13 protein-coding genes are annotated in these 14,069 nt (G+C 41.1%); 1 reads left to right on the top strand and 12 read right to left on the bottom strand.

Annotated elements, in window-relative coordinates; genetic code table 11:
* Window positions 1-88: 88 nt before the first annotated feature.
* From nqrM to J8L86_RS08265, 12 genes are all read right to left on the bottom strand, one after another.
* Window positions 89-310 carry a (Na+)-NQR maturation NqrM gene (gene nqrM / locus J8L86_RS08320; protein ID WP_055023787.1) on the bottom strand — a complete coding sequence of 74 codons (222 nt, stop codon included), beginning with the start codon at window positions 308-310 and terminating at the stop codon, window positions 89-91.
* Window positions 311-368: 58 nt separating this feature from the next.
* A complete protein-coding gene (locus tag J8L86_RS08315) occupies window positions 369-1,382 on the bottom strand; it encodes an FAD:protein FMN transferase (protein ID WP_211029847.1) in 1,014 nt (337 codons plus the stop codon).
* Window positions 1,383-1,518: 136 nt separating this feature from the next.
* Complete coding sequence (gene nqrF / locus J8L86_RS08310) at window positions 1,519-2,766, bottom strand: NADH:ubiquinone reductase (Na(+)-transporting) subunit F (protein WP_055023684.1); 1,248 nt, start codon at window positions 2,764-2,766, stop codon at window positions 1,519-1,521.
* Window positions 2,767-2,811: 45 nt separating this feature from the next.
* A complete protein-coding gene (nqrE, locus tag J8L86_RS08305) occupies window positions 2,812-3,420 on the bottom strand; it encodes an NADH:ubiquinone reductase (Na(+)-transporting) subunit E (RefSeq protein WP_055023683.1) in 609 nt (202 codons plus the stop codon).
* A 5-nt stretch (window positions 3,421-3,425) separates the two neighbouring features.
* Complete coding sequence (locus J8L86_RS08300; RefSeq protein WP_055023682.1) at window positions 3,426-4,058, bottom strand: NADH:ubiquinone reductase (Na(+)-transporting) subunit D; 633 nt, start codon at window positions 4,056-4,058, stop codon at window positions 3,426-3,428.
* Complete coding sequence (locus J8L86_RS08295) at window positions 4,058-4,852, bottom strand: Na(+)-translocating NADH-quinone reductase subunit C (RefSeq protein ID WP_055023681.1); 795 nt, start codon at window positions 4,850-4,852, stop codon at window positions 4,058-4,060. Before J8L86_RS08295 ends, J8L86_RS08300 begins: the two co-directional genes overlap by 1 nt.
* A complete protein-coding gene (locus J8L86_RS08290) occupies window positions 4,842-6,044 on the bottom strand; it encodes an NADH:ubiquinone reductase (Na(+)-transporting) subunit B (RefSeq protein WP_055023680.1) in 1,203 nt (400 codons plus the stop codon). Before J8L86_RS08290 ends, J8L86_RS08295 begins: the two co-directional genes overlap by 11 nt.
* Before the next feature lies 1 nt (window position 6,045).
* Window positions 6,046-7,380: a Na(+)-translocating NADH-quinone reductase subunit A gene (locus tag J8L86_RS08285; RefSeq protein WP_065108774.1), complete on the bottom strand. Its 1,335-nt coding sequence runs from the start codon at window positions 7,378-7,380 to the stop codon at window positions 6,046-6,048.
* A 425-nt stretch (window positions 7,381-7,805) separates the two neighbouring features.
* Window positions 7,806-9,875 (bottom strand): TonB-dependent receptor, encoded by a 2,070-nt coding sequence (locus J8L86_RS08280; RefSeq protein ID WP_211029845.1) that lies wholly within the window; start codon window positions 9,873-9,875, stop codon window positions 7,806-7,808.
* Window positions 9,876-10,068: 193 nt separating this feature from the next.
* The gene (gene luxS / locus J8L86_RS08275) at window positions 10,069-10,578 is read right to left on the bottom strand and encodes an S-ribosylhomocysteine lyase (protein ID WP_055023678.1); all 510 of its coding nucleotides are present in this window, start codon (window positions 10,576-10,578) and stop codon (window positions 10,069-10,071) included.
* Window positions 10,579-10,909: 331 nt separating this feature from the next.
* Entirely contained in the window at window positions 10,910-11,209 is a 300-nt protein-coding gene (locus tag J8L86_RS08270; RefSeq protein WP_055023677.1) for a BolA/IbaG family iron-sulfur metabolism protein, read from the bottom strand.
* A 125-nt stretch (window positions 11,210-11,334) separates the two neighbouring features.
* The gene (locus J8L86_RS08265) at window positions 11,335-12,030 is read right to left on the bottom strand and encodes an alpha-ketoglutarate-dependent dioxygenase AlkB (protein ID WP_065108671.1); all 696 of its coding nucleotides are present in this window, start codon (window positions 12,028-12,030) and stop codon (window positions 11,335-11,337) included.
* A gap of 295 nt (window positions 12,031-12,325) precedes the next feature.
* Between J8L86_RS08265 and J8L86_RS08260 the strand changes: the two genes are divergently transcribed.
* Window positions 12,326-14,050, top strand: a complete 1,725-nt coding sequence (locus J8L86_RS08260; RefSeq protein WP_211029843.1) for a diguanylate cyclase — start codon at window positions 12,326-12,328, stop codon at window positions 14,048-14,050.
* Window positions 14,051-14,069: the final 19 nt, after the last annotated feature.

The raw sequence follows: 14,069 nt of genomic DNA, 5'->3' as shown, positions 1-14,069 counted from the left end.
TAAAAAAGCCCAATGAGATAAACCTCATTGGGCTATTTAATTAACCTAGATCCGCTAAGTCGCTTTGAGTATCGCGATGAGATAAAGATTAAATAATACGGTTCTGATTTAGCTTAGCTTCACGCTCAGATTCCGCCATTCGACGTTTTCTTTTATCACACGGATCATCGCAGTCACAAGCTTTTTCGATGCCAAGAACACCAAGACCACCGCAACTGCCTTCTACAGCTTTACGCTTAATAATGTAGCCAACAGACATTAATAGGAAAAATAATAACAACACGACAAAGGCCGCTATAAAGGTACTCATCATAATTTCTCACTTATACTTCTTTATCATTGTATTGCCAATAAAGCTTAATCGCCACTTACTGAATATAAGGCCCGTAAGCTTCACTATAAAAGACTTCGTAATAGTCGTCATCTTTCTCAATCAACATAACTGGTAAGTTCTGCTCATGAGCAAGTGCCAACGACGCTTCGGTACCCAGTACCATCATTGCCGTAGCATACGCATCAGCAGTCATACTACTAGGATGTAATACTGTGACTGAAGCTAACTTGTGTTTAATTGGGTAACCCGTTCTAGGGTCGATGAGGTGCGAGAATCGCTCACCCTCTTCTTCATAATAAATACGGTAATCACCTGATGTAGCTAAAGCCATATTGCCAGGTTCTACGACCTGCTGGATGACGCCACCCTCAGTCGTTGGCTTTTCAACTGCAATACGCCAAGGCGAACCATCATCCTTCACACCTTTAACACTGATCTCACCACCAATTTCAACTAAGTAACCCGCTACCTGATACTTATTAAGTAAGTTAGCTATTTTATCTACGCCATAACCCTTAGCAAGTGAAGACAAATCCACATACAAGTCGGGGTTAGTTTTAGTGATCTTTAGTCCATTAATGGTAAACCCATGAATATCAGCCTTTGCTTTAACGATATCAATGGTTTCTTGGCTTGGTATTTCAGTAGGGCGCTTGTCTGGCCCAAACCCCCAAAGATTAACCAGTGGGCCTAATGTGATATCTAACGCACCACCTGTCACATTGTATAATCGTACCCCTTCTTTAAATACCTTTATGGTATCTTCCGAAACAGTGATGCTTTGGTTTACTGACAGCTTATTGAAACGAGACAATTCTGACTTAGGTCGATAAGTTGACATCTGGTCATTCACTAACTCAAGCGCAATGTCGATTTCCGCTTGCAATAGTTGGGTGGTCGGTAAGCGATCATTTCTCACCACTTTGATGTGGTAAGTCGTTCCCATAGTATTGCCCGATAACGACACAATATCGTCTTCACTTCCACAAGCAGTTAGAAGTAATACAACCAAAGATACAAGCAGTGCTTTAAAAGAAATATTAATCATCTCAAACTTCAAATTAGGGTTATCTAACATAAAAAAATGCAGCTTACTTAACGAAGATGACCTCCGTGTCAGCAAGCTGCAATTTATGACGTTCAATGTCTTTTAGGATTATATCTAATCATTTGCGATTAGCACATTAGCCACCAAAGTCATCGAGTAAGATGTTTTCATCTTCAACACCTAAGTCTTTAAGCATACCGATAACAGCAGCATTCATCATTGGAGGTCCACACATGTAGAACTCACAATCTTCTGGCGCATCATGGTCACGTAGGTAGTTTTCATACAATACGTTGTGAATGAAACCCGTGTATCCGTCCCAGTTATCTTCTTCTTGCGGATCAGATAACGCAACATGCCATTCGAAGTTTTCATTTGCTGCAGCTAGGCCATCAAAGTCTTCTACGTAGAACATTTCACGCTTAGAACGTGCACCGTACCAGAAGCTCATCTTACGCTTAGAGTTAAGACGCTTAAGTTGATCGAAGATGTGTGAGCGCATTGGCGCCATACCAGCACCACCACCAACAAACACCATTTCAGCATCAGTTTCTTTTGCGAAGAACTCACCAAATGGACCAGAAATAGTGACTTTATCACCTTCTTTCAGGCTCCAAATGTACGAAGACATTTTACCACAAGGTAGAGTTAGGTTACGTGGAGGCGGCGTAGCAATACGCACGTTCAACATAATGATTCCAAACTCTTCTGGGTAGTTAGCCATTGAGTATGCACGAATAGTTTCTTCATCAACTTTAGATTCAAGGTTGAAGAAGCCAAAGTGCTCCCAGTCGCCACGATATTCTGCAGGTACATCAAAATCTGCATATTTAACATGGTGAGCTGGCGCTTCAATTTGGATGTAACCACCAGCGCGGAAAGGCACTGATTCGCCATCAGGAATCTGTAGCTTAAGCTCTTTAATGAAGGTTGCTTTGTTATCGTTAGAGATAACTTCACATTCCCACTTCTTGATGCCGAAGATTTCTTCATCAAGTTCGATATCCATGTCAGTTTTAACGTTAACCTGACAGGCTAAACGACAACCCTGACGAGCTTCACCTTTACTGATGTGATCAAGCTCGGTCGGTAAAATATCACCACCACCTGATTTCACATTCACACGACACTGACCACAAGAGCCACCGCCACCACAGGCACTTGATACGAAAATACCGTTATCAGCTAATGCGCCAAGTAACTTGCTTCCCGCACCTGTTTTAATTGCTTTGTCGCTATCATCATTGATTGAGATAGTGATATCACCGCTTGCAACCAGCTTAGATTTAGCGAATAGGATCACTAATACTAAGATCAAAACGATTGCAGTAAACATACTCACACCTAGATATACATCTATTGGAGTAGCGTTAAGAATATCCATTAACTTATCCTTTAAGGTTCAAAGTAATACGTCGTAAGGTCTCTCTTAAAGAGAGACACCTGAGAACGACATGAAACCTAGCGCCATTAAACCAGAAGTGATGAAGGTAATCCCTAAACCACGTAGGCCATTTGGCACATCAGAATACTTCATTTTCTCACGAAGACCGGCTAACAATACGATTGCTAATGCCCAACCAATACCTGAGCCGATACCGAATACCAAGCTCTCACCTAGGTTGTAGTCACGCTCAACCATGAATGATACTGCACCAAAAATCGCACAGTTAACGGTAATCAATGGTAAGAAAATACCTAACGCGTTATACAAAGGAGGAAAGTACTTATCTAACGCCATTTCCAGAATTTGTACGAGTGCAGCGATAACACCGATGAAAGTAATGAACTTCAAGAAGCTCAAATCTGCATCAGGTACACCTGCCCAAGCGAGTGCGCCGGGTGCTAATAAACCTTGATAGATGATTTGGTTAACTGGTACAGCAATGGCAAGAACCACAATTACTGCTACACCAAGTCCCATCGCAGTTGTGACTTTCTTAGACACAGCCAAGAAGGTACACATACCCAAGAAGAAGGCTAATGCCATGTTCTCAATGAATATTGAACGAATTAACAGACTAATATAATGTTCCATTGCGCTTACCCTTTCGCTTCTACTTGCTCTGGCTTGTAAGTACGGATAATCCAGATCAACATACCGATCAAGAAGAACGCACTAGGAGGAAGAAGTAACAAACCATTTGGTTGGTACCAGCCACCGTCAGAGACCTTGCTTAGGATTTCAACACCAAATAAAGAACCGTTACCAAATAGCTCACGGAAGAAGCCAACTGATAATAGGATTGCACCGTAGCCTAAGCCGTTACCGATACCGTCCATAAAGCTCATTAAAGGTGGCGTTTTCATCGCATAAGCTTCTGCACGACCCATTACAATACAGTTAGTGATAATCAAACCAACGAATACTGATAACTGCTTAGCTACGTCATAGGCGTAAGCTTGCAATACTTGGTCAACCACGATTACTAACGAAGCAATAATCGTCATTTGCACAATAATACGAACACTGCTTGGAATGTGATTACGTAAAATCGAAATAAATAAATTCGAAAATGCGGTCACTGCAGTTAACGCTAATGTCATTACAATAGCGGTTTCCATTTTCGCGGTAACAGCTAGCGCACTACATACACCCAGAATTTGCAGAGCAATTGGGTTGTTATTAATGATAGGTCCAGTCAGAACCTGTTTAAGTTCTTTAGCATCAGCCATTAGCTAAGTCCTCCATTGCGTGCTTTTTCGATAAAGCGTGCAAAACCTTCTTCACCTAACCAGAAAGTTAATGAATGCTGAACACCATTACTTGTCAGTGTCGCACCAGATAATGCATCTACACCGTGAACTGAAGAAGCGATAGTTGGAACTTTAGTCACTTGAATAGCTAAGTTGCCATTGTCATCATAAAGTTTCTTCCCTTCCCACTTCGCAATCCATTGTGGATTTTGAACTTCACCACCTAGACCTGGGGTTTCACCAGAACCTGTGAAGTCGTAATACACTAAACTACGAATCGTGTTCATATCAGCTTCAACTGCTAAGAAAGCAAACATGGTTGACCATAAACCGTAACCTTTAACAGGAATAATAACGGTTTGTAGTGCATTGTTATCATCTTTTACAAGATATATAACACCTTGATTCGCTACACGTTTAACAGAAGCAATATCGTTCTCAGGCTTGAAAGAAGTCGCTGGAGTTCGCGCTGCTTTTTCAACATCAAACGTATCAGCATCACCATCTACAAAGTCACCTGTTTTTAAATCAACTAGGCGAGCTTCAACGTACTTATTGTACTTTTCGATGATAACGTCTTTCTCTACTTTGCCAGCTTTAGTATCCACTAAGCCCGCAGCTTCAAGAATATACTTTTGCTTATCTAATAATTTATTTTGTTGTTGAGTCGGCTTTAATAATACTGCTGCAGTCGAAACAAACATTGAGCAGACAAAGCACAAACCAATAACAACAAATAATGTTTTGCCGATTGATTCTTTATTACTGGCCACGTGAAATCCTCCGCTTAACATTTGCTTGAACCACAAAGTGGTCAAATAAAGGTGCGAATAAGTTAGCGAATAGAATTGCTAACATCATGCCTTCAGGGAATGCTGGGTTAATAACACGGATAAATACCGCCATCGCACCAATTAACAGACCGTAAGCCCATTTCGCATTATTAGTAAATGAGGCTGAAACAGGGTCAGTCGCCATAAACATCATACCGAATGCAAAGCCACCTAAAACAAGGTGCCAATACCATGGTGTTGCAAACATAGCGTTGGTATCACTACCAATAACGTTAAGCAATGTTGATACCGCAATCATGCCAAGTAACACACCACCAATGATGCGCCATGAAGCAATACGGGTATAAACGATAACTGCGCCACCAAGTAAAATAGCAAAGGTAGACACTTCACCTACAGAACCAGGAATGAAACCGAAGAATGCGTCCCACCAATCCTGCGTTAAGCCATATTCTAATGTGCCTTGTGCCGCTTGGCTCAGTGCAGTAGCACCAGAGAAACCATCAGCAACAACCCATGACGTGTCACCTGACATGTTAAGTGGGTAAGCAAAGAATAGGAAAGCACGACCAGCTAATGCAGGGTTAAGGAAGTTACGACCTGTACCACCGAAGACTTCTTTCGCAACAACCACACCGAAGGTAATACCTAGTGCAACCATCCATAATGGAATTGTTGCTGGCAGTGTTAATGCAAAAAGAATAGAGGTAACAAAGAAACCTTCGTTAACTTCATGGCCACGTACAGAAGCGAAAAGCACTTCCCAGAAGCCACCGACCGCAAAGGTCACCGCGTAAATAGGTAAGAACCAACAGGCGCCATACCACATCAAGGCTGCAACGCCTGAGTCTGCGGTAAGCTCAGTTCCAAACAAGCTAAATAAGCTAACTTGCCATACATCAGGAGTAGCAAAGCCAGCAATTAACGCATCTTGCGCTTGTAAGCCAACGTTGTACATACCAAAGAACATCGCAGGAAAAGTACAAGCCCAAACCGTAATCATCATACGCTTAAGGTCAAGGTTATCACGCACGTGCGTGCTACCTTTGTTTACTTTACCCGGAGTGTAAAACACAGTCGCAGCCGCTTCATACAGGGCATACCACTTTTCGTACTTGCCGCCTTTTTCAAATTGCGGTTCAATACGCTCGATAAAATCTTTCAAGCTCATATTAGCCTTCCCTCTCGATCGTATCTAAACAATCACGCAGGTATGTACCATAGTCATACTTGCCCGGACATACGAAGGTACACAATGCTAAATCTTCTTCGTCTAGTTCAAGTGCACCTAGCGCCGCAGCACCATCATAATCACCAGAAACTAAGTCACGTAGTAGCATTGTTGGTAAAATGTCTAGCGGAACAACACGCTCATAATTACCAATTGGCACCATTGCACGGTCAGAACCACCAGTACTGGTCGTCATATTAAATAAACGTGAACGGTTTAAGTGACCTAAGAATGCACGTGTAATAGAGAATTTGTCGCTACCAGGCATTGCCCAGCCAAACAATTCTTTTTCAGTACCTTCAAGCAACAAACTAATTTGTTGATGATAACGACCAAGGTAAGCATGAGGACCTGCAGCTTGACGACCACTTAATACTGAACCAGAGATAACACGTACAGCATTACCTTCTACCTCATCAGCGGTAATTTCAGTTGTGCTTGCACCTAAGACCGTACGAATTAAACGTGGGTTCTTAGCTTGTGGGCCACCAATGGCAATAACACGTTGAGTGTTAAGTTCGCCTTGAGTAAATAGCTGACCGATTGCAATCACATCTTGATAGCCAACATGCCATACAGTGCGTGTTGCAGATGCAGGAAGTAAGTTATGAATATGAGTACCCACTAAGCCAGCAGGATGCTTTCCAGCAAACTCTTCAACTTGTGCATTCCCAGAAGGAATATCGGCACCAGGTGCTTTAGCCAGGAATACTTTGCCTTCAGTTAACTTAGCAAGTAGGGTCAAACCGTTTGCGAAGTCTTCTTTGTGCTCAGCAATCACAACGGCAGGATCTGCAGCTAGTGGTTGGGTATCTATTGCGGTGACGAAAATACCAGCAGCGACTGAGTCAACAGCAGGTACTTTACTGAAAGGGCGAGTACGCAAAGCTGTCCATAGACCTGATTCAATCAAGTTCTCTTTGACAACAGCTGCATCTAACGTGTTTAACGCATCAGCACTGTATTGAGTAAAGCTGACTTTTTCATCACCTTCAACTTCAATAACTACTGACTGAAGTACACGTTTCGCACCCCGGTTAATTTCTAATACAGTCCCACTAGCTAAAGCAGTATATTTAACGCCAAGGTTCTTTTTGTCTTCAAAAATTACCTGACCTTTTTTAACTTTATCGCCAACCTTGATTTTCATCGTTGGACGTAAGCCAATATACTCTTCACCCAAAGTGGCGACATTCTTAATGGCTGGGCCATTATGGATAACTTGCTCTGGGCCACCTGCTAGAGGTAGTTCCAATCCTTTCTTTATTGTAATCATATCCACAAGCACTACGTTTGAAGGAAAGACAATGCGCCGCGTTCCTACCCAAAAAAACAAAGTGTTAACAAACACTTCAGTGTTGAGCTAGCGCAGATTTATCACGGAAATGCGATCGCAATCACGCTGGTCGCGCGCATTTTACCCCAAAATGTGCGCTATCGCCACGAAAATAATAGGTGATTGAAATTTTTGATTGTTCATTTTTAAACAATTACACCTATTTAGGGTGTGGAATAGGCCGATAAATAGCGATCCGATGCAATATTTCAGTAACAAGGGCACTATAGCATTAATTTTAAAAGAATTAATATAAGAAGTGTTTTATCTATTTGTTAACAAATGTAGCGTTTAGCATAGGCTAAAATAGCCCATGCTAAAGCGCTTTTAAAACAGTAAGGTAGGAAGGCTGACACTCAAATTAATTAGAAACGCGCTTGGTAACCCACATAACTCAGCATTTCACCCTGCGAGGTAATACCTAAACTTGATTGCTGACTGACTAAATTTTCATCAAGCACATTTTCAACACGTAGATAAATTTCATGCACATTCGATAAATGATAATTTGCAGCAATATCAACTTTCCACTGGCCATCTATTTTTTCACCACCAGAAATTGCCGTAGCATAACCCAGCTCTGATTGATAAAGCGCCTGTGTCATAAAGCTAAAGTCCCCTACTACAACACCCGTGCTCAAGGCAATTTGCTGTTCAGGAACCCAAGGTAATTGCTCACCTTCAATGTAAAGGCCAATAAGCTCATTGACACCAGATTCACCAAACTCTGCTTGGCTATACTGATATTGAACCGATAACGGTATCGCAAACGAATCAAAACTAAATTGGTAATCTGCAGATAGATCGACACCATTTGCTGTTACGTCTTCGATATTGACCTGCATATAACGTTGTGAGAAATCGCACGCCATGCTCCACATACAAGTGACATGCTGATTATCAAAGTCTTGCATGTATAAGTTAACACCAAGATTCAATACTTGGGTTTGATAAGTAAAACCAAGTTGATAATGCATTGACTCTTGCGCTTTCATCTCAGCATTACCTGCAGATGCAGCAGTCCAAGACTGTTTGGCGGCAAAAGCGGCTTTCCAGTTACCTGTTGTATAAGCTATTTCAAGAGACGGGATCCAACCATCATCAGAAAAGTCAGCTTCTTCAACACCATAAGCTTCCACTCCAACTTCACGAGTTGTACTGACACTCTCGAAAGCCACACCAAGGTTAAATGACAACGCGCCGTAGTTTAGCTTTGCATCTGCAGTTGTCGTGAAAACATTCACATCATCTACATAAGCCATAAGCGCTTTATCCACCGATACGCTTGATAAACTTCTATCAACATTCCATAGCCAATCTTGTTGGCCAAATTTCATTTCTGCTTTATCTGAATGATATAAAGCGCCGTAGGTGACTTGATGAGCACCGTATTGACTGACACCTTCGGTTTGTAAACCATAACCAGCATAATGATTATCTTCGAGCATTGAGGCTAAGTTTGCCGTTGCAGAAGGGTTGGCATCCATCGCAGCAATGGCTTGCAATTCTGCTACACCAATCGCAACGCCTTCTAAACGATTCAGTTGCGAGATTTTTTCATCGTAGGACTGATAATAAAAATCTGACACCATTTGAGTGCCACCAGTTAAATCAACCACATGGCTAACTTGATACTTATGCCGCTTACCTTCTTGCTGATCGTTTTGAGTTGCTGAGTAGCGGGTAGCGGGCTTACTGTTCCAGTCTTGTGCAATTAGGCCAACATTAGAATAACCACTTTCAGAGTCGGTATACTGATACATGAACTCGGTTTTTTGTGGGTTACGCGCACCAACTAAGCTATCAGCATTAATCTTGAACATGATATCGGTTTGCGTTTTTTCATTATCAAATTGACTGGCAAAACCTACTTCTTCTGCCGTATTTTGATAATCAACCCCAAGCAACATGCCATATTCTTTATTCAAGCCGCTGGCAATTGCACCAACATGGCCATCGCCATTATCGTTAATTTCAATATTGGCTCGGCCCCCCATTTCATTAGGGCTAATTTGCGCCGTTGTGTAATTAACATGACCAAATGCACCCATCCCGCCCTTAGTCACATCTGTCAGACTTAAAGCAGCGATAGACTCTTGTAACACTAAGTTAGGTTGCAGTACTAAATGAGGCGCTGCATAAGGAGAAGGAGAAAAGCTGACTCTGTCTTGGGTCACCGCAACGCCATTAATTGCTCCGCGGTGGGTCACTGTTGTTGTTTGGTTTGTCGGCAATACTGTCATGCCTGATAATGCTAAAGGAATATCACTATCACGATAATGCAAAGACGCAGTCTGAGGTTGAGTGAGAATAACGCTATTATTTGATTCATCCATCGCAGCTGTAACTGAGGCGGCTGCATAAGTTGAACCTGAATGACAAACAAATAGCACAGCAGAAGCAATTACAGACAAGCTGAATTGACTTTTAGACATGGTTAACTCCCAAAATACATCATCGGCACCGTTGAGTTCGGTCCCTTATTGTTATGACAAAATCCTTCCATTGACTGATAACAATAACGTTTTCATACAAATAAAAACAGTATTTTAATAAAAAATTAACCACTAAAAAACAAAGCGGCCTAAGCCGCTTTTATCAAATACCTAATGGGATCATTAGCTACAATTATAAAGTCCCTAAAATATCATCACTCAATTTTAAGTCATCATTACGATTCACACTTACACCCGCTGCAATAATCGCACGTGCAATATCTTGTGCTTGCTCTAATGAATGCATTTCGAAGGTGCCACATTGATATTCGTTTAACTCGGGAATTTCAGTTTGTTCAACTACTTTTAGTACATCTTCCATCGCAGCCAACCATGCATCAGCGACGATACGCTCAGATGGCACACCAATAAGGCTCATATAAAAGCCCGTTCTACATCCCATAGGGGAAATGTCGATAATCTCAACATTATCTCCATTAAGATGGTCACGCATAAAGCCTGCAAATAAGTGCTCCAAAGTATGGATACCACGCTCACTTAGAATATCTTTGTTAGGGGTGCAAAAACGTAAATCAAATACTGTAATGGTGTCACCTTTTGGTGTGCTCATATGCTTCGCTACACGTACAGCTGGTGCTTCCATTCGAGTATGATCAACGGTGAAACTATCAAGTAAAGGCATTGCTTATTCCTTAAAGTGGGTGAAATCTTTTGGCATCATAGCATCAAAATTAACAGCAAGCAGCTAGGCCTATTTCAGGCCTACACTAATCTTTAACAATGATTGATGACACTGTTATGACAAACTATCAATAATGGACAAACAAGCCCTAAATAGCCAATAAATCCCACATCAAAGCTTAGAAAACACTCAGTTAATCCATAAGAGTATGAAAATAACTCATGTAAAAAATAAGATAAAAAGATTTGGTTTAGTAAATGTAAGGCAATAAAAAACCCCATACGAAAGATGAGGTTTAGGTCATGTGTTAATCGCTAACTGTTAAGCTGTATTAACCTTTGCAGTTTGGTGTTTTTGGCACACTGTCTAGCGCTTGCCACTCTTCTTGTGTATAAGCATTAATCGACAGCGCATGCACTCCATTAGCTAACTCTTCTGCTAACACAGCATTGACTGCACGGTGTCTAGCAATGAGACGCTGAGCATCAAACTTGTCGCTGACGACAACGACTTTAAAGTGGGTTTCAGAATTAGGCGGCACATGATGACGATTGCTTTCATTAAGCACGTCTAAATGGACAGGGCTAAAAGATTGGTTCAGTTTTTCGGTAATAACGTGTTCAACTGACATAACAAGCTCTTTTTATCTACATCGTAAAAAGTGAAGACTACTGATTAACGTTTCAAAAATCAAACTTGCAACAACCCAACAAGATCCAGTTGGCAAAACAAGTTTACGATTGCGTCTTGTATACTTTATCTACTGCTCACTCTCTTATACCCCTGATGAAATCCCACAATCATTTGCCTAAAGGTAAAATTAATTCTTGGCTCATTCACTTTTAGGCGTTTAGGTACGGCGTGTTGCCACTCATCTTGCATACCTGCATGCATGATCAGTAAGTCGCCACTGCTAAGTTCAATGGCGTGTTTATGCCGTGTTTGCATGTGTCTCATGACAAAAGTACGACTGGCTCCTAATGTTAACGATACAATATCTGAATTGGCAGCAATCTCAGGCTCGTTATCACTGTGCCACCCCATGCAATCTTGTCCATTTTCATAGCGATTAACCAACACACCATTGGTCATGATATTAAATTGCGACTCAAGTATTTGTCTTACTTTCAGCAATACAGGTGGCCAAGGTTGTGGCTTTATCATGAGTGATGAATATTGATATTCGCAACCTGAATCACCAAACCAGATCTGGGAGCGTGGAATAGGATGTTGCTTGCCAAATATCGTTACGATCGGTTTTTCAAATTGATATGAGTTCGCTTCTTGAAGCAGTGAAGTTTGCAATGGCAAAGGTAAGAAGTTGGCTAAATATGTAATGGGCGCAATAGGTGAACTTGTCTCAGCAGTTTGTTTTTCACTGATATCATCAGCCCCTTGAGTAGTAGGACTCACTGGTTGAGAGTTATCAAATTCAAATCCTAATTGTTTCATGCTAAATAACCTGCCTTTGTATCACTTTATGATGATGCACAGCATCTAACCTGACCGTTGTGACTAATCCTTTAGTATATAAACAAAATTGATACGCATTTATGATATTAAGCTTAGTTATATTATGAGAGTCTAAATTGAGCTAGGCTTGTATATTATACTTATTTAGCTAAAAACGTTCACTCAGAGCGATATGGATTTATACCCTGTCGCCATAAGGTTGGATTACTTTTTTGCAAAAAAGTAATGAATGGATTTCTCGATGACATCATAACAATGGCATGTGACCGCATTTATGAAATGGATATTGACGCTGATTATTTGTTTATTTATCTGCATGAACCCTAACGCTGTTCACGCCAAAGAACTGTATTTATCTGATAAACACAACAAGCCTATCGGTTTATCACTAAAGCAATATATTGAGGATGAGCGACTCAATGCCTCACAAGCATATTCGTTATTACAGCAAGGTCAGTTTAGTCCTGTCAGTCAACATATCAGTAATTATGGTATCAATGCCAAACCAGTTTGGTTAAGTCTCACACTCATTAATAACAGCCAATCAGAACAAGAAAAAACCATTCATATAGATAACTATTGGCTAGATGAAGTCAGTAGTTTTTGGTTTGCGGATGATCACATCATCCATTTTGAGCATCAAGGTGACTTATCATTGTTTTATCAACAAGAGTCACAGCAGCCTAGTTTTAATTTTAACTACCGCTATCCACCAGGTAAAACCACGGTGTTAATTCGGGTGCAAACCCCTGATGCTATGGTTATCCCAGTGTATTTATTCGGCCAGCAGGAAATGGCTAAGAAAAATGCCTTCAATGCTTATAGTTATGGTTTTTTGTATGGCTCAATCACTGCGTTATTAATTTATAACTTTATTTTATATGTTGGTCTTCGTCTAAAAAGCTACTTATTTTACAGCTTATATTTATTGAATTTTTTGCTGCTTAATTTTGCCTATAGCGGCCATGGTTCATTATGGTTATGGCCAGATTCACCGATATGGCAACAATGGTCTATCCCGATACTGATGGTCAGCTTTTGCACCAGTGGGATACTGTTTGCTTGCCACTTTTTACGACTTAAATTTCAACTCCCCACTTTAAACAAAATTCTCAAGAGCCTCTGTATTATCTTTCCGGCACTAATGCTGCTTGCTGCAGTGCTTCAAGACCGAGTTTTAGGACTCATTTTTGCGTTTGATTTAATGCTGCTGTTTAGCGGCTTGATGATCGTGCTGGGAATACTGTCACTCAACTTTGGTAACATCTCAGCAAGATTTTTCTTAATCGCCTCAATTTCGTCAATGATCGGGATTGCCATTACCTGTCTTGCCGTTTGGGCTTATATCCCATTCAATCAATTTACCTATAGGGCTGCAGAGCTCGGGGTGTTTATTGATGTATTACTGCTCGCACTGGCATTAACAGAACGCTTTAGACGGGTAGAAAACGAAAAAACAATTGCCGAGAAAATGGCTAACATGGACCCGTTAACAAGGTTGAATAATCGCCGAGCTTTTTACCAATTAGTTGAGCCTCAATTTACAGAAAGGCAAGTCAAAAAAGCAGCGTCTATCTTGATGGTAGATATCGATCGTTTTAAAAGCATTAATGATACCTATGGGCATAATTTTGGCGATGAAGTGCTGGTTAAAGTCGCCGCGTTAATCAGAGATACATTACGAAAGAACGATATTTTAGCGCGCTGGGGCGGCGAGGAGTTTATTATCTTTTTACCTTACACCCAAGAGCAAGAAGCCAGTACCCTAGCAACAAGGCTGTGTGAAAACATTGCTAAACTCTCCTTTACTCAAAGTCAGCAAAAGGTCAACGTCACAGCCAGTATTGGCATTGTCACCAGTTGCAGTGCCATCAACCAATTACCTATGCTTATTGAGATCGCCGATAAACACCTATACCAAGCTAAGCGAGCTGGCAGGAACCAGATTTCAGCGGGCACATCCCCCAGCAAGGAAAGAATAGATAAATTAGCGACCTAGATAAAAGAGGGAATCTCCT

This window comes from Shewanella sp. MMG014, from assembly GCF_018100775.1.
Classification (GTDB): Bacteria; Pseudomonadota; Gammaproteobacteria; order Enterobacterales; family Shewanellaceae; genus Shewanella; species Shewanella japonica.
This window is presented reverse-complemented; position numbering and strand designations above follow the sequence as displayed.